The sequence below is a fragment of the Mycolicibacterium psychrotolerans genome, from assembly GCF_010729305.1.
In the GTDB taxonomy this organism is placed as follows: domain Bacteria; phylum Actinomycetota; class Actinomycetes; order Mycobacteriales; family Mycobacteriaceae; genus Mycobacterium; species Mycobacterium psychrotolerans.
This window is the reverse complement of sequence record NZ_AP022574.1, coordinates 2794193-2810688: the sequence shown is the minus strand read 5'-3', so window position 1 is coordinate 2810688 and position 16496 is coordinate 2794193. Positions and strand designations below refer to the sequence as shown.

At 67.5% G+C, this 16496-nt stretch carries 11 protein-coding genes, 1 tRNA gene and 1 pseudogene; 6 read left to right on the top strand and 7 right to left on the bottom strand.

Features of this window, described 5'->3' with window-relative positions:
- Positions 1 to 20 precede the first annotated feature (20 nt).
- The 3 genes from G6N45_RS13695 to G6N45_RS13685 are packed head-to-tail and all read right to left on the bottom strand — an operon-like array spanning position 21 to position 5511.
- Complete coding sequence (locus tag G6N45_RS13695; protein WP_163722810.1) at positions 21 to 2369, bottom strand: glycerol-3-phosphate 1-O-acyltransferase; 2349 nt, start codon at positions 2367 to 2369, stop codon at positions 21 to 23.
- Positions 2366 to 3979 carry an HAD-IB family hydrolase/lysophospholipid acyltransferase family protein gene (locus tag G6N45_RS13690; RefSeq protein ID WP_163722809.1) on the bottom strand — a complete coding sequence of 538 codons (1614 nt, stop codon included), beginning with the start codon at positions 3977 to 3979 and terminating at the stop codon, positions 2366 to 2368. Before G6N45_RS13690 ends, G6N45_RS13695 begins: the two co-directional genes overlap by 4 nt.
- Before the next feature lie 26 nt (positions 3980 to 4005).
- Positions 4006 to 5511: a wax ester/triacylglycerol synthase family O-acyltransferase gene (locus G6N45_RS13685; RefSeq protein ID WP_163722808.1), complete on the bottom strand. Its 1506-nt coding sequence runs from the start codon at positions 5509 to 5511 to the stop codon at positions 4006 to 4008.
- A gap of 75 nt (positions 5512 to 5586) precedes the next feature.
- Between G6N45_RS13685 and G6N45_RS13680 the strand changes: the two genes are divergently transcribed.
- A tRNA-Arg gene (locus G6N45_RS13680) sits at positions 5587 to 5659 on the top strand.
- 35 nt (positions 5660 to 5694) lie between these two features.
- On the opposite strand, the gene G6N45_RS13675 is transcribed toward G6N45_RS13680, so the two are convergent.
- A complete protein-coding gene (locus tag G6N45_RS13675) occupies positions 5695 to 8484 on the bottom strand; it encodes a CocE/NonD family hydrolase (RefSeq protein ID WP_163722807.1) in 2790 nt (929 codons plus the stop codon).
- 344 nt (positions 8485 to 8828) lie between these two features.
- On the opposite strand from G6N45_RS13675, the gene G6N45_RS13670 reads away from it, so the two are divergent.
- Both G6N45_RS13670 and G6N45_RS13665 read left to right on the top strand, forming a co-directional pair.
- Positions 8829 to 9530 (top strand): dienelactone hydrolase family protein, encoded by a 702-nt coding sequence (locus tag G6N45_RS13670; RefSeq protein WP_246228991.1) that lies wholly within the window; start codon positions 8829 to 8831, stop codon positions 9528 to 9530.
- Between the two features lie 109 nt (positions 9531 to 9639).
- A complete protein-coding gene (locus tag G6N45_RS13665; RefSeq protein ID WP_246228989.1) occupies positions 9640 to 10977 on the top strand; it encodes a PE-PPE domain-containing protein in 1338 nt (445 codons plus the stop codon).
- A 3-nt stretch (positions 10978 to 10980) separates the two neighbouring features.
- On the opposite strand, the gene G6N45_RS13660 is transcribed toward G6N45_RS13665, so the two are convergent.
- On the bottom strand, positions 10981 to 11223 hold the full coding sequence (locus tag G6N45_RS13660) for an SRPBCC family protein (protein WP_163722806.1): 243 nt from the start codon (positions 11221 to 11223) through the stop codon (positions 10981 to 10983).
- A gap of 389 nt (positions 11224 to 11612) precedes the next feature.
- Between G6N45_RS13660 and G6N45_RS13655 the strand changes: the two genes are divergently transcribed.
- Both G6N45_RS13655 and G6N45_RS28395 read left to right on the top strand, forming a co-directional pair.
- Positions 11613 to 14603, top strand: a complete 2991-nt coding sequence (locus G6N45_RS13655; RefSeq protein ID WP_264060832.1) for an MMPL/RND family transporter — start codon at positions 11613 to 11615, stop codon at positions 14601 to 14603.
- Positions 14604 to 14628: 25 nt separating this feature from the next.
- A complete protein-coding gene (locus tag G6N45_RS28395) occupies positions 14629 to 14802 on the top strand; it encodes a hypothetical protein (protein WP_179965323.1) in 174 nt (57 codons plus the stop codon).
- A 13-nt stretch (positions 14803 to 14815) separates the two neighbouring features.
- Here the strand turns inward: G6N45_RS28395 and G6N45_RS13645 are convergent, their stop codons facing one another.
- Entirely contained in the window at positions 14816 to 15319 is a 504-nt protein-coding gene (locus G6N45_RS13645; protein ID WP_163722805.1) for a DUF2505 domain-containing protein, read from the bottom strand.
- Between the two features lie 268 nt (positions 15320 to 15587).
- Positions 15588 to 16048 (bottom strand): annotated as a pseudogene (locus G6N45_RS13640) (transposase); the annotation flags it as partial.
- 144 nt (positions 16049 to 16192) lie between these two features.
- Here G6N45_RS13640 and G6N45_RS13635 point away from each other — a divergent pair.
- Positions 16193 to 16414, top strand: coding sequence for an MbtH family protein (locus G6N45_RS13635; protein WP_163722804.1), 222 nt, complete (start codon positions 16193 to 16195; stop codon positions 16412 to 16414).
- Positions 16415 to 16496 lie beyond the last annotated feature (82 nt).

Sequence of the window (16496 nt, the reverse complement as noted above, 5' to 3'; positions counted from 1 at the left end):
ACCTGCCAGCAGGAAGCTCGTCAGACCGTCGGGTTGCGCAACTCGCGACGGCTGCGCTCGCGCGTCACGAACTGCTTGCGCGCAACTCGGTCGACGGTGTTCATGTCGGTCAGGATGCCCCGCAGTTCATTGCGGAACTGCCTGCGCCGATCGTCGAGATCTGCGGCGGGTTCGAGCAGATGCTGGTCCGCTGCGACCTGCCGTGCGGTGGTGAAAAGCAGGGCCGACACCGACTCGTTGCTCTGCACGCGGTCCTGGGCGACATACTGCCGGCCGAGCCCCAGCGCCTTGGCCGTCAGGTCCTTCTCGGAGATGTCGGCCGGTGCGTCCAGAAGTGCGTCCGCGACGATCTGGTAGGCCTCGAAGAACGGCCGCAACAGCGGGCCGGCTATCGTCGGGCGCTTGGCCCGCAGCAGCGCGTCGAGACGGTCACCGCCGGCGGCGACGTCGCTCTCCCAGTCCTGGTGCCACGACATCTCCTCGTTGACGTGTGCGCGGAAGGCGGCGGAGTCGGCGAAGTAGAACTCGAACTTGAGCAGGTCGCGCAGCCGCATCACCTGGGTCCAGAACGCCTCCATCCGATCGCTTTCCGTGCGGGTGGCATAGGCGAGGGCGAGCTCGACCAGCGAGGTCTCCAGGAACGCGTCGATCAGCGAGTTGCGGTAGAAGGCCGCCTCGAGCTCGTCCTGCGGCGCGATGTACCAGACGGTCTCGCGGCCGCCGTCGACGCGGGTGACCGGATGCCCGCCGGACATCGCGTCCAGCGCGGCGCGGACACCGTCGGGGGTACGCAACCGCAATGCGCTGTTGGTCATCGGCGTCTGCTTGCGCTCGAGGTAGTCCAGCGATTCCTGCAGCGTGTGGTGCAGCTGGTCGAGCGTCAGTGCGACGCCGCGGGTGGACAGCAGCAGCGCCGACACCAGACCCGTCGCGCTGACCGGGGTCACCTGCACGATGCGCCACGCCACCTCGAACGCCATCTTCTGCAGCGCAAGGCGTTTGGCCGCGTCGTCGGTCGTCATCGGGCCGTGCGGCTCGCCGAGGTACTCCCGCATCGACACCGCGGGCGGGAACCGGACGTAGATCTTGCCGTAGTTGCGCTCGCCCTGGGCGCGGATGTAGTTGACCAGCCACGACAACCCCTCCGGGGTCTTCTCCCCGCCCCGGGCGTAGGACGCGTACTCGGCGGTCTCGTGTAGCTGGTCGAAGCTGATCGACACCGGCTGCAACAGGATGTCGTCGCTGCGGCCGTCGAGGTAGGCGTCGGCGACGTAGGCGAGCAGACCGAGCTTGGGCGGCAACATCTTTCCGGTGCGCGACCGGGTGCCCTCGATCGCCCATGAGAGGTTGAACCGCTTCTCGACGATGTAGCCGACGAATTGGCGCAGCACGAACTTGTACAGCGGGTCGTCGAGCTTGCGGCGCAGGAAGATCACGCCGGAGCGGCGCATCAGCGGCCCCATGGCGCCGAACGACAGGTTTATGCCCGCGAACGTGTGCACCGGTGGGAGCCGGTTCTCCTGCATCGCGACGGGCACGATGACCCCGTCGAGGTAGGACCGGTGGGAGAACAGCAGGACGGCCGGATGGGCTTCCAGCGCATGGCGCATCGCCTCGACCTCGGTGCGGTCGTAGTCGATGTTGGGGTCGAAGCCGCGGCTGAAGATCGCCCGGCCCAGCGACGGGATCAGGTCGACGGAGAATCGGCTCCAGCCGGTGCCGAGTTCGTCGAGCATCTCCCCGGCCTGTTCGACGGTGGCGCCGGGGATCTTCTCCAGACCTTCCCGGAACCGGGCCGAGGAGAGCACCTCGGGTTTGATCAGCCTCGGCGACTTGTACTCGGGACCGAGCAGCCGCAACTCCACCCGCTCGATCGCCAGGATGGCCCGGCGGAGCACGAATCGCGCGAATTCCCTGGGGTTTTCGGCGGTGGTGTTGTCGCTCCAGTACTGGCGCAGTTCGGACACCTTGGCCGGTTCGCCGGCGACGACGCGGGCGCGCGAGGGATCCCGTTTGAGGATGCTGTGCTGCAGGATCTTCGGCGGACAGTAGGTGTCGCGCCCGGACAGCAGCGCCACCACCTTCGATCGCGTGGGCAGGCCGCCCGGCACCCAGAACACCCGCACCGGAACGACGGATCGGTCGTGATCGGCGTCGAGCATCTCCACCAGCCGGGCGAGCACGCCGGGAGGCGGGTCGTCGTCGGCCGGCAGCTTCAGCACCTCGATCTTGGTCTCGGGGTGTTCGGTGCGCTGCCGGTGCAGCCAGTCGCTGAGCAACTCCTCCTCGGCAGGCGACGACACCGAGGCCAGCACGAGGGTGTCATCGACGGCGGTGAACGCCGTGATGTCGTCGGCGCGCACCTTCATGGCCGGCCCTTCGCGGGCGCCTTCTTCGCGGCGGCGTTGGTCGCGGCGGACTTCTCGGTCGTCTTCGTGGCTGCGGTCTTCTTGGCGGCCGTCTTCTTCGCCGGTGTCTTCTTCGCTGCCTTCTTGGCCGGGGCTTTCGCCGCCTTCTTCCGCTCGTACAGGTCGGGCACCGGCAGGGTGTCGTGCGGCCAGTCCTTGAGCGTGTCGAGGTAGAGCTGCCGCACTTCGGCGATGCGTTCGGCGAGGTTGTCGTGCGTCCAGTCGTCGACCGGGATCGGCGGGTAGACAACGACATCCACGGTGCCAGGATTGAAAGTGCTGGAGTCGCGCGCCGCGATCACCTCGGCGTTGCGGATGACGATGGGCACGATCGGGATGCCCGCCGACATCGCGATCCGGAACGGGCCCTTCTTGAACTCGCCGACCTCGGTGGTGTCCAGCCGGGTGCCCTCGGGAGCGATCAGGATCGACAGGCCCTTGCGCGCCAGTTCCTCGACCTTCTTCAGCCCCTCGACGGCCTTGCGCGGATCGTCACGATCGATGAACGCGGCGTCCATGATCTTGCCCATCGTGCCGACGATGGGGTCGTTCTCGAGCTCCTTTTTGCCGACCGACGTGAAGTTGTCGCTGACGAGCCTGCCCGCGATCATCGGGTCGGCCTGGTTGCGGTGGTTGAAGATGAACACCGCGGGGCGTTGCGCGGTCAGATTCTCCTCGCCGAGCACCTGCAGGTTGATCCCGACGGTGTTGAGCAGAGTTCTCCCGAACACAGAGGTGAAGAAGTTCACGCCGGTGCGCCGGTTGCGCGTGAGCAGCCCCACTCCGAGCGCTCCCCACGCCACCGGCACCATCGTCGCGATCCCGGCCGCGGTGCGCAGCTGCGACATCGGGCTCGCCCCGCTGCGGCTGCTGAAGCGCAGCACGGGCCAGCCTCGCTTGGCGGCGACAGCGGCCATCTTGCCCGCGGGATTGGTCGGCCGGGGATTGCCGACGAGGTACATCAGCGCGACATCCTCGTCGCCGTCGGCGTAGAAGTAGCTCTTCGACAGGTCGACGCTGTTGGCCGCGGCGAACTCCTGCACCGCGCGGGCCTTGCCCGGCCCCCAGATGATGGGTCGCTGCACCTCTCCGGTGATCAGTCCGTTCTCGTCGGTCTCGAACTTGTTGCTGAGCACGTTGTCGATGCCCAGGAAGCGGGCCACGGGTTCGACCTGGACGGTCAGCGCGGAGGAACTGAGGACGACGGTGTGCCCGCGGGCCATGTGGGCGCGCACCAGTTGACGCATCTCGGGATAGATGCGGCCCACGATCTTCTGCACGAACAGCCGCTCGGCGAGTTCGTCGATGTCGTCGACCGAGTTCCCGCGCAGCATCCGGGCGCCCTTGCCGATGAGGTCCTCGAACTCGGAGCGGCCCAGCTGATGGTTGAGGCCGGCCTGCACCATGCCGATGAACTCACCGACCGACATCTGGCGGCGCCGCAACCGGTCCTGCGTCATGACGACGCCCGTGAACCCGGCGACCAGAGTGCCGTCCAGGTCGAAGAAGGCTCCGACCTGAGGGCCTTCGGGGCTGGCTTCGATCTCGGCGACGGAACCGGGGAGACGCATCTGAGGGCTACCGGGCGTATTCGGAGTCACTGTGCGGCACTTCCGTTCGTCGAGGTGGCGTGGGCCGTCGAGGTGGCATGGGATGGGGTTGACGAGTCGTCGGTGAACGTGGCCGGTGCGGCCCGGCCGTCACCGCCAAGGGCGAGGACTTCGTCGAAACCGGCGAGCAGGCACCGGGCCAGCAGCGCCGGATCGGTGACGGCAGCTCGGTCGTAGCGGGTGGAGATCGTGCAGTACCCGGACCGCGAGATCAGCACGACCATCATCGCGACACCGGGCAGCGGCCCGAGGCCGTACTGCCGCAACACCTTCGCGCCGGCGATGAAGGTGTCGCCCGCGTACACCGGCACGTTGCTGGCCTGCACATCGGAGTTCACGATGGAGCCCGCCATGGTCTCCAGCACGCTGTCGGGCAGCAGGGAGACGACGGGGGCCATCGCGCCGACCATGTCGAGCGCACGCTCGTCGCGCTTGCGCGTCATCTGGGTCCTGATGTTGCGGATGCGCACCGCGGGATCGGTCAGCCCGATCGGCGCGGCGAGGTTCACGCCCGCGAACCGGTTGCCGCCCGCCGGGTCCGCCTCGGAGCGCAGGTTCACCGGGACGGCCATCGGGAGGGTGTCCACCGGGACACCCTTGGCCTGGTGGTAGAGCCGCAGCGCGCCGCACAGCCCCGCCAGGTACGCGTCGTTGATCGAGCCGCCGGCGGCCTTCGCGGCGCGGTGCAGCGCACCGAACTCGATGTCGATGGCCTCGCTGCGGCTCGACAGGCTGCGCCGGCGCAGCAGCGGCGAGGGCGGCGCCACCGGACCGATGACGCGCGCGCCCGACATCGCGTAGTCGATGACACTGCCCAGCCGTGAGACCGGGTCGCGCACGACGTGGCCGACCGCCTGCGCGGCGCCGAAGAGCGCGTCGCGGACACCGCCGGCGATGGTGCCGGGCAACCGGTTGAGCCCTTGGCGCATCAGATCATTGGGCGACAGATCGGCCGGGATGGGCAGCGGTGCGGCGTCCTGCGGGGGCGGGTCGCGTTCGAGGTCGTACAGGTTAGCGAACATCTCGACCCCGCCGACCCCGTCGGTGACGGCGTGGCTGAGATGGACCATCAACGCGGCCTGACCGTCGTGCACCCCTTCGATCAGCGTGGCGGTCCACAGCGGACGGGAGATGTCGAGCGGCGACTGGGCGGCGACCTCGGCCAGATCCATCACCTGGCGCAGTGTGCCCGGCTGTGGGACGCGGACGCGGCGCAGATGGAAGTCGAGGTTGAAGTCCGGGTCGACGACCCAGCGCGGCGCGGCCGTCGGCAGCGTCGGCGTGACGACTTTCTGCCGCAGGCGCAGGACTTTGCGGGAGGCGTTCTCGAAGCGGGCGCGGAAGACGTTCCAGTCAGGGGTGGTGTCGAGGAGTTCGACGGTGAGGATGCCGGAGCGGGTGCGCGGGTTGGCTTCGCCACGGTGCAGGATCTGGTCGAGCGGGCTGAGTTCCTCCGGGAGTCCGGCCGCGTCTACATCCGGCGCATTGCTCATGGGCACCACGCTAGTCGGCCGCCCTGAGACGCGGAGCGGCTTTAGGGGCGGTGCGCGATACACTCCTCGGGCGTTGCCCCCGTAGCTCAGTGGATAGAGCAACCGCCTTCTAAGCGGTTGGCCGCAGGTTCGATCCCTGCCGGGGGCGCTTCCCTGTCAGGACGCCCCGAATGCCGCGCCGGCTCACACGGCGATCGGCAACGGATTCGGGCCCTGGTTGCTGCCCTTCGACGTCGTCGGCAACGACACCTCGACGCTGTCGATGTGGACGAACCCGAACTGGGTCAGGTTCAGGAACGGGGTTGCGGTGGTGAAGATCTGCAGTTCCAGCTCGCTGTGGGGCGTCATCGTGTAGGCGATGTCCTCGAGGTCGATCTCGACGGTCTGGTCGCGGCCGTTGAGGGTGACGGGGATCGGCGAGACGATGTTGCCGACGACCAGGCCCGTGGACTTGTCGACGACCTGCGCGTAGATGTGCCGGCTGGTGCCCAGGCCGCTGTAGTTGATCACGACGTGCGGTGCGCCGACGACATTGGCCTCGCCCGATGCGGGATTGTTCAGATCGATGCTGACCGCGTTGGTCGCGACGGATCCGTCACCGAGCGAGTACGGCAGATCGACGTCCGGGCTCGGCCCGGACCCGCCGATGATCGGAATGATCGGCAGCGTCTTGCCGGTGTTCCACAGCGTCGGGAGAACTTTGCTCTCCGCGTCGTAGAACTCGTCGGCCGTCGGGCGCACCGTCGACGTCCACCGGTCGCCGTTCTGGTCGGTCCACTCGAAGGCGTTCGGATCGGCCGGGCCGAGGTCCTTGACGTAATGCTGCATCCACTTGACGGTTTCGGTCAGCGTCCACACGCTGTCGGCGTCGCCGTTGCCCTGGTCGGGCAGGCATGTGCCGTGGCCACCGCAGAACCAGAGCAGCTTAACGTTGGGGTTTGCGGCGAGGTAGCCCATGTTGAGGATGGACTGCTGGAGCGGGAACAGCACGTCGACGGTGCCCTGGAAGAGCAGCGTCGGCACATTGATGTTCCGCACCGTCTGGCCGGGCCCGCTGTTCTGCAGCAGCTGAATTTGGGCGGGCGTCAGGATGCCCAGCGTCGCACCGGTGAGGATGCCGCCGTAGATCATCGGGTTGATCCTCGCGCCGGTTTGCACCAGGCCAAGCAGCAGCAGCGCTGAGTACGAAGTCCGGAACGCGTTGTGTGGGTAAAGCGAATCCGGAAGCGTGTTCCAGGCCCAGCCCGGCGCGATCGCGTCGACTCGAGGATCGCTGGCCGCGGTGACCAGTTGGATGCCGCCGCCGTAGGAGACTCCGACCATCCCCATCCTGGGATCCTTGGTCGCCGCATCGTCCAACTCGACGCCATCCTGGGTGGCCACCCAGGAAATGAGTTGCTGGACGTCCTGGCCCTCGTACTGCGGGCTGTCGAGTTGCAATACGCCGCCCGACGCGAACTCACCGCGCGGATCCCAGGTCACGACGTTGTAGCCGAACGCCCGGAACGCCTTCACGAAGGGGTCGTTGGGGTCGGTCGCACCCGCCTGCGCCAGACCCGGGCCGTTGAAGATGGTCTCGGCCCCCGGGACGCCGTCATCGGGCGCTCCAGTGGCGAGAGCGGGGAAGAAGTTCACGCTGATTTGCGTCTTGTCCCACGAGGTCACGAACGTCGTATATGCGACGGGTGTCTCTGCCACCCCCCGAAGGGCGGTGATGTCGATGTCGATCTGCCGCCGCTCGGCGGTCCCGATCAGACCCGAAAAGATGTGCGCCTGCTGCAAGATCTGGATGATCGGCGCGATCAGGGTCGCCCCGATGATCGGCAAGCCGGTCACGAATGTGGTGAACGTCGTGTTCTGGGCGACGAGTACTGAGAAGGTCTCCACCCCCGACGGCCCTTTGGTGCTCTGCTCGGCCGTGTAGGGCAGGAAGCGGAACGCGCCGGTCGTCGCATCCAGCGTCAGCTTGCCGCCTTTGCTCGGATCATCGATAACGGTGTAGGTGGAGCCGTCCGGGGTAGTGCAGGTGGTGCCGACGACGCACCCGCCGATCACCCCGGCGGCGACCTCCACCGAGTACGGCGGAATCGCCAGTGTCTGCACCTGCGCCATCTCGCGGCGCGCGCCGGCCAGCAGCAGCAGATCGGACAGCGATCCGCCGACCGGCGCTGTCCCGTCATTCGAGGAATCCGGGTTCAGCACCTGGTTCACTGATGCGAGCAGGTCACCCACCAGGGTCGTGCTGGGCGGGGTCGGCGCGACCACCTCGCTGTCGTCGGTGGCCAGCGCACCCGGCGGCGTCCACAGCGAGCTGCCGGTCGTGGGTGCCGCCTCGACCTCGCGAGCCTCGCGGCCGGCGACCACCTGCGAGCTCTTCAGCCAGGAAAGCGCGCTGGACTGCTGCGCCGACGGATCTGCGACGGCGATGGTGTCGGGAGCCTCCGTCGATAGTTGCGAATCCTGTTGCGGGGGCGTGCTTTCCCGCTCGTCGGTAACGCCATTATGCTTGCGGCGTTCACTGGAGCGGCTCGGGGCCGAGTCGGCGTCGGCGCTCTCATTTCCCTCGGTGTCAGCACCCTCGGCGTCGGCGCTCTCATTTCCCTCGGTGTCAGCACCCTCGGTGTCGGCATTCTCGCTGCCCTCGGTGTCGGCATCGTCGGTGTCGGTACTCTCGCTGCGCTCGATGTCGGCATTCTCGCGCTCCCCGGCGACCCGGTCGACGATGCCTTCCACCGTGTCGGCGGGCGTCGTGCCGTCCGTGGTCCGATGCTTGCCGACCGGACGCTTGTCGAGCGTGACGGTGTCGCCATGGGTCGACGACGCCGGCGGACCGGTCTCGGCCGACGATGAGGCGGAGGGCGACGCGTCGGTGTCGTCGGCGTAGGCCAGGCCCTGACCCGTGAGGATCGCCGTTCCCACCCCCAGGGCAATCGCCAAGCCGCCGACCCGACCGACATAACGTGCAGCACCCATGAACCCGACCCTCCATCAGCGACACCTGAAACGGGGCAGACACTACGCCGACGACGCGATGATCAGTGCCGAATCGGGCAATCGACTTTGTGACGGCGCCGATCGTCCGGAGCTCACACTTATTTGCGCGGTGACGTGCTCGGCTACAACGTCATTCGTCGAACACCGGCCACCGACCGCGTCTGGCGACGGACCGGGCGCCCCCCGCTGTGGTGAGCTTTCTCGCGACGCTGCCCGGCTTCCCCGGGGGCTTCAGCCGTTATGCGTGCAGTGAACGCCCCTCCCCCGGCCGTGTTTTCGTGGAATCGTCCGCGGGGTGGCTGTGATCGACACTTCTCTTCGGCATGACATCGACGGCGCTTCGTTCGACGCGGTGCTCGTCCACGACGACACCCGCAGGCCGGCGCAGACCGTCCTCGTCTTCCACGGGATGGCGTAGCGACGGCCAACTGGATTTCGCCCGCAGGCTGACCGAGTGGGGCTGCCAGGCGATCGCCGTCGACCTGTTCGGCGAGGACGTGACGCGCGGAGGCATGGAGGCCACCGCCGCGGAGATGGCCCGCTTCGCCGACGACCGCGTATCGCTGGCGCACCGACTGGCGACCGTGTTCACCGCGCTGACCACCGCACCCCAGGTCGGCGGCACGCAGGTCGCCGCGATCGGGTTCTGCTTCGGCGGGCTGTGGGTGCTCGACCTGGCGCGGGCGGGCCATCCCCTCGCCGGCGTCGCAAGCTTCCACGGCCTGCAGACCGCGCATCCGACCCTCGGCCAGCGTGACGTCACCGCCAAGGTGCTGGTGCTGCACGGCTGGGACGATCCGTTCGCGCCTCCCGAGGACGTCGTGGCGCTGGCCCGCGAGTTGTCCGGCCGCGGGATCGACTGGCAGCTGCATGCCTACGGTGACACCGTGCACGCGTTCATGGCGCCGTGGGCCGACGATCCCGCCCGCGGCATCCTCTACAGCGAATCCGCGTCGCGGCGGGCCTGGACCACCCTCGGCCATTTTCTGCAGGAGTGCTGGGACGCCGACGCCGCAGCACCCTGACGGTGCGTTGCCGCGAATGCACCCCGGCGCGCTACTCTGCTAGAAACGTGACGGGGAGGCTACGTTGACCATGGGCAAATTTCGTGGGGCGGCCGTAAGTGTCACCGCCGTGGGTATCGCGGCGGCTGTCGGGGGTGTCGCTGCCACCCAACCAGCATCGATCGCGGCACTGTCGGTCGACCTCGCCGCGCTGATCGTCGTCGGGAGTTCGACGCACCCGGACGGCGCAGGTAACGAGGACTTCTTCGGGGGGCTCTTCAACCAGGCTCCGTACAACCCGGGCGGACAGCCCGGGCCGGACCTGATCCCCCTCGACTTCCGCGGCGGTCCCGCCGCCATCGGCCAAGCGCTGCAGGCCAACTCGGGCGAGGACAACGCGGTGCTGGCCTCGGGTTGGGGCGCCGCCAACGCGAGCCTGGTGCTGTCGGCCTTCGACCGGCGAGACGACCCGGCACTGTCGAGGACGGTCTTCGTCCTCGACAACAACGTGTCCCGGCCCGACGGGGGCTTCGGCACCCGGTACCCGCTCTTCGCGCTCATCGGGGTCAATCCGTTCCCGACGCCGACGGACACCGCGGCGGCCGCGGTGATCGACATCGCCTACCAGTACAACTACAACTCGAACGCCCCCGCCGACCTGTTCAATGTGCTCGCGCACGTCAACTCGCTGGTGGCCTATCTCTACGGGTACCGGGACCAGTCCGAGATCGAGTTGCCCGTCGGCGCCGACGGCACGCCGTCCGTCTCGTGCGGCGGCGCCAACACGTGCGCGGTGCTCGCCAGTGGTCAGGTGCAGCCGTGCCAGGACGCGCGCTGCCAGCCGCCCGCGGAAGACCGCGTCACCGCGTACGTCACCACGCGGGGGCAGACCACCTACGTCACCTACACCACCGATCAGCTCCCGCTGGCGCGGCTGATCCGGGACGTGGTGCCGTTCGGGGACACGATCGCCGATCTCACCGAACCGATGCTGAAGCTCATCGTCGACTCGGCCTACTACGGCGGCAACCCCGTTCCGTCGGACCCGAGCCGCTACCGGCCCGCCCGGTTGATGCCGTCGATCGGCGAGCTGATCACCACGGCCGCCAAGATGCCGGGCGCACTCCGCGAGGGCCTCGAGGCGGTGTCGGAGCATGCGGCCCCGGCCCGGCCCGCCGCCGAGACGGAGGACACCGCACCGGTCGCGCAGACCGAGCAGCGCCAGGAGGAGCCCGCCCAGGTCGCGGACGAGACCGACGCTGCGGCCGACGGGAAGGGCGGGAAGCGCACCGTCGACCGCACCCTCAGACGAGGGAAACACGTTGAGCGCGAACATGATTCGATCCCGGCCCAGGACGGTACGGCCGACGCCGACGACGCGAAGACGACCGAGGCCGGCTCGACGGAGTCCAGCCGGGACAGTGCCGGGACGGCCGTCGACTCGTCATCGGCGACGACCGGAGACTGATCGTCAGGAGTTCTGCGTGATCCACTTCGCGGTGAAGCGCTGGATCACCGAGAACTGGGGAACCATCAGCCGGCCGATCATCCCGTCCGACACCGACCCGTCGGGGCGGACGTCGAGCGCGTCCAGCTTGCCCATGCCACCGAACGCCTTCATCCGGGCGCGCCAATACTCCTCCTGCGAGAACGCCCAGTAGATCTCGTCGACGCTGGCGTGCGAGTCGACCGAGAAGTCGATGGAGCGCGTCATGGCTCCACCGCGCCAGTTCCGGCGTCGCGCACCGCGGCGCCCCCGACCGATCCATCCATGCACTCCGCCGTTTCCGACTGCCCACAGACGACATCTCGTCGCGAAGAAACGGTACTCCAAAACCGCGATTCCTGACATCGGCGTCAAAAAACGGATTACCCTCGCGGCATCACACGAGCACGTCCGCGCTGGATGTGGCCCACAATTGGAGAGCGGGCAGGGGCGCGGCAAATGCGTTGTCTTCCAACGGGCTTCACCCTCAGACCCTGGCTCGAACCTGAAGAGAGGCATCGGGGGTGGGTGAAGGGGCCCATGATCTAGTCGTCGCCGACGTCGTACCGGGTACCGCCCGCGCCGGCGGGGTCTTCGGCCGGGTGGGCGATGTCGTCGTGCGGTGGCCCTGGATCGTGATCGCCGTCTGGATCGCTCTCGCGGTCGTCCTGCCGCCGCTGTTTCCCACGCTGGTGGAGGCGACGCAGAAGCAGCCGGTCTCCCCCCTTCCCGCCGACGCACCGTCGATCGTCGCAACCCAGCAGATGGGGGCGGCCTTCGACGAGTCCGGCTCAGAGAACGTCCTGCTGGTGATGCTGACCGACGAGCGCGGCCTCGGTAAGTCCGACGAGCAGGTGTACGGCAGCCTAGTCGACCGGCTGCGCCGCGACAGCGAGCACGTGGTGATGCTCGAGGACTTCATCAGCACCCCTGCTCTTCGCCCCGGGCTCACCAGCGAGGACGGCAAAGCCTGGCTGATGCCGGTGGGATTGGCCGGCGAACTGGGTTCACCCGAGTCGTATGAGGCCTACACCCGCGTCGCCGCGGTGGTCCGACACACCGTCGAGGGGTCGACGCTGACCGCGAACCTGACGGGTCCGGCGGCCACGTTCGCCGATTCGCTCGACGTGGGCACACGGGATCAGGTCAGGATCGAGGCGGCGATCATCGCGTTGCTGCTCGGGATCCTGGTGATCATCTACCGCAAGCCGGCGACGATCATGCTGCCGCTGCTCACCATCGGCGTCTCGCTGGGCATTGCGCAGACCGCGGTGGCCGGCGCCGCCGTCCTCGGACTCGGGGTGTCGCCGCAGACCATCACGCTGCTCAGCGGCATGATGGCCGGGGCGGGGACCGACTACGCCGTCTTCCTGATCAGCCGCTACCACGACTTCGTCCGCGCCGGGCAAACCTCCGACGACGCCATCCGCAACGCCCTGGGGTCGATCGGCAAGGTGATCGCGGCCTCCGCGGCCACCGTGGGCGTCACCTTCATGGCGATGACCTTCGCCCGCCTGGAACTGTTCGCGACGATCGGCCCTGCGCTCGCCATCGGGATCGCCGTCGCGTTCCTGGCTTCGGTGACACTGCTTCCGGCGATCATCGTGCTAACGGGGCGCCGTGGCTGGGTGGCCCCGCGCCGCGACCTCACCTCGCAGTTCTGGCGCCGTTCGGGGGTCCGCATCGTCCGGCGCCCGGTCACCAACCTGGTCGCCAGCCTCGCCGTGCTGATGCTGCTCGCCGGGTCCGTGCTCTTCGTGAAGTTCAACTACGACGATAGGAAAGCGCTGCCCGACGACGTCGAGAGCTCGGTGGGGTACCTGGCGCTGGACCGCCACTTTCCCGTCAACACGACCATCCCCCAGTACCTTCTGGTCCAGTCACCGCGGGACCTTCGCACCCCGCAGGCACTCGCCGACCTCGAGCAGATGGCGCAGCGGATCAGCCAGTTGCCCGACATCGCGGCCGTGCGCGGCATCACGCGGCCGAGCGGGCAACCGCTCAAGGAGGCGAGCACCACGTATCAGGCCGGCGAGGTCGGCTCGAAGCTGGACGACGCCTCTGGCCTGATCCGCGACAGGTCCGCCGATCTGGACAAGCTCGCCTCGGGAGCCGACCAGGTTGCGGACGGCCTGAAGACGTTGCGCGAGCAGGTCACCAAGTTGCTGTCCGGCCTCAGCGGAATCCTGACCACGATGCAGACGATCCAGAATCAATTCGGCGGCGCGACGACCCTCGGGCAGCTGGGCGACCCGCAGCTGGTGAGCAACATGCGGGCCCTCGGCGACTCGATGCAGGCGATCTTCGGCGACATGACGAAGATCTTCGCGTGGATCGATCCCGTGGTCATCGCGCTCGACGGCAGCCCCTACTGCAACGACACCCCACTCTGTGTCACCGCCCGCGACCAGTTCCACAGGGTGCAGGCCGCTCGCGACGACGGCAGCCTGCAGAAGCTCGTCGACCAACTCCAGTCGAGCGGGCCGGCGTCGACCCTGACCCAGACGGTGACCAAACTCAGCCAGTCGATGAAGTCGCTGACGGGGTCGATGGGTTCGCTCGGGCTCGGTGGAGCCGGCGGCGGTCGTGGACAGTCGCCTCTGGGGAACCTCGGGGGCATGCAGGAAGGCCTGAAGTCACTGGCCGACGGCGGCCGCCAGGTCGCCGACGGCGTCGCGCAGCTCGTGGACCAGACCAAGAAGATGGGCACCGACCTCGGTGACGCGTCGAGCTTCCTGCTGACGATGCGCAACAGCGCTACCTCGCCATCGATGGCCGGCTTCCTCATCCCGTCACAGGTGCTGGACTCGGAGGACTTCAAGAAGGCCGCCACGTTCTTCATCTCCCCCGACGGGCACGCGGCGCGCTATCTGATCCAGACCGATCTCAACCCCTTCGGGACCGAGGCGATGGATCAGGTCATCGCCGTCACCGACACCGCCCGCGGAGCCCAGCCGAACACCGAACTGGCGGACGGCTCCATCTCGATGACCGGATATCCGGCGACGCTGCGGGATGCCCGCGACTACTACGACCACGACATGCGGTACATCGTCATCGTCACGATCGCGGTGGTGTTGTTCATCCTGATCGCGCTGCTGCGCGCGATCGTGGCGCCGATCTACCTCATCGCGTCGGTGATCCTGTCCTACCTGGCGGCACTGGGTCTGGGCGTGGTGACCTTCCAGTTCCTTCTCGGTCAGGAATTGCACTGGAGCGTACCGGGATTGACGTTCATCATCCTGGTCGCGATGGGTGCGGACTACAACATGTTGCTCATCTCGCGGATCCGTGACGAGTCCCCGCGCGGCATGCGCTCGGGGGTCATCCGGACCGTCGGCGCCACCGGAGGGGTGATCACGGCCGCGGGCCTCATCTTCGCGGCGTCGATGTTCGGTCTGCTGTTCGCGAGCATCACGACCATCATCCAGGCCGGGTTCGTCGTGGGCACCGGCATCCTGCTCGACACCTTCCTGGTCCGGACGGTCACCGTGCCGGCGATGGCAGTGCTGGTCGGACGTGCGAACTGGTGGCCGTCGCGGTGGCGCCCCGGGCGGCCCGCGTCACGGACGGGCCGAACCGCGGTACCCGTTCCGAACCAGGTGTGAGCGAGGAGAGCGTCATGGCGAAAAGGTGGATTCCACGGGCGTGCAATGGAAGTCGGTGGAGTGGACCAATCTGTGTCCGCTCTACCTCCTGGCCCAGGAGAGCAGGCTGACGCGACCCATCCTGGGCGATGATCTCGGCAGACAACAGTGGCGCGGCCGCGTCCAGCGCGATGCTGCCCGGATGATTTCTGACGCCTGACGCCCGTCGGGTGTCAGGCGTGTTCGGCGATCCATTTCGTGGTGAAGTCCTGCACTACGGAAATCTGCTCGACCAGTTGGCCGCCGATCAAGCCCTCGATCTTGCCGCCAACCAACGGGACTTTGAACTCCACGGTTGCGGAGCATTCCAGGCGCGACCCTGTCGGTGTCGGTATCAGCTTTGCGGTGCCGAACCCGGAGCCCGGTGCTCCATGTGTCACGAAGCTGAGCTCCCCGAACACCACGCCTTCGCCGATCGGGCTCCAGGTTTCTTCTTGCACCACTCGCCATTCCCGGGGGTAAAGCTTTGCGAGCAGCCCGGGCAGAACTTCGCGGCGCAGGTCCTGGACGACGATCACAGTCACAGAGCCCTCGCCGTCGGTGGTCACCGACTCTAGCCCGCTGGTGCCTCCGAAGGCCGCCAGCCGTGCCAGCCAGTAGTCCCGCTCGGAGAACGCCGAATGGAGTTCTTCGACGCTAGCCGAGGATTCGACCGAGAAGTCGAACGATCGAGGCACAGCAGCGATGCTATCGTCGGCGGCCTCGCCAGGGATCGTTTCGACGTGGGTTGGCCGCGGAGTCGCGAACGCAGAACGAGCACAGTGTCGTTGCCACAGAGGCGGTTACTGCTGTGACCGCTCTGCCGATGGCACGTACCGAATAGCTGATTCCTCGCACGAGGGCCACCGAAACCGGTAGGTCAATTCCGCGATAACGGGCTCCTGTATCCACGTCCCGCGGATCGAGTCCGTCCGATTCCAGACATCCCAGGACTGCCAGTTGTCGTGCAGCCTTGATGGGGGAGTTTCGTTGGCGGTGGGCCCAGGCTGTGTGTTCGCTGTAGGCGGTCCGGTAGCGAAGGCAGCCGTGCAGGATGCCGACGAGGCGGTTGCCCAGGGCGCGTAGTGCCTGGCGGTGCCGGTCTCCGGCGGCGCGGTGCTGGTCATAGAAGGCGCGGGCGCCGAGACTTGTGTCAGTGCGCGGGATGCCCATTGGTCGATCGCGTCGTAGAGGCGGCGGTTGCGGACGTGGCGGGCCGGCACGGGGTGTTCCTTGCCCGACGGGACGGTCAATGGTGGTGTTCCGGCGTGGTTCTCGCGAGACTTGGCGGTGGTGTAGCGGTTCGGGTCGTCCCCGAACTCACCGAGCACCCGGGCGCCGAGGATGACACCGAGCCCTGGCGGGGAGAGGTAGATGTCGCCGTCCAGGTGTGCCTCACAGTGAGGTGTCGACTCGGCCGCGAGATCCTCTTGGTCGACTCGCCTTCAGCCTGTGACCCACCCCAGCTTCTGACGGTGACGGCAATTTGCGAAAACCTCGGACCGAGGGCGTCGGCCTCCAGTAGCGTTCGCTCTTGTCAACTGATGTTTTGGGAATGTTTTGGGGGCCCGATGAGCACCAATCCGTTCGATGACGACAACGCCGGCTTCCTCGTCTTGATCAACGACGAGGAGCAGCACAGCCTCTGGCCAATCTTTGCCGAAGTCCCCGCCGGATGGCGGGTGGTCTACGGCGAAGCCGACCGTGCTGCGTGCCTGGACTACATCGAACAGAACTGGAGTGATATCCGGCCCCGAAGTCTGCGCGAGAGGCTGGCATCTCGCGGGGACTGATAACTGACTTCGCTCTCGCGAAATGCGCCGGATTGTCAATAAGCAACCCGGCGTGACGACGAATATACCGGCTGGATTGGGG

What these genes read in the sequence shown, in the direction of transcription:
- G6N45_RS13695 (WP_163722810.1), bottom strand. Translation starts at nt 2,369, where the DNA reads ATGAAGGTGCGCGCCGACGACATCACGGCGTTCACCGCCGTCGATGAC.
- G6N45_RS13690 (WP_163722809.1), bottom strand. Translation starts at nt 3,979, where the DNA reads ATGCGTCTCCCCGGTTCCGTCGCCGAGATCGAAGCCAGCCCCGAAGGC.
- G6N45_RS13685 (WP_163722808.1), bottom strand. Translation starts at nt 5,511, where the DNA reads ATGAGCAATGCGCCGGATGTAGACGCGGCCGGACTCCCGGAGGAACTC.
- G6N45_RS13675 (WP_163722807.1), bottom strand. Translation starts at nt 8,484, where the DNA reads ATGGGTGCTGCACGTTATGTCGGTCGGGTCGGCGGCTTGGCGATTGCC.
- G6N45_RS13670 (WP_246228991.1), top strand. Translation starts at nt 8,829, where the DNA reads ATGACATCGACGGCGCTTCGTTCGACGCGGTGCTCGTCCACGACGACA.
- G6N45_RS13660 (WP_163722806.1), bottom strand. Translation starts at nt 11,223, where the DNA reads ATGACGCGCTCCATCGACTTCTCGGTCGACTCGCACGCCAGCGTCGAC.
- G6N45_RS13635 (WP_163722804.1), top strand. Translation starts at nt 16,193, where the DNA reads ATGAGCACCAATCCGTTCGATGACGACAACGCCGGCTTCCTCGTCTTG.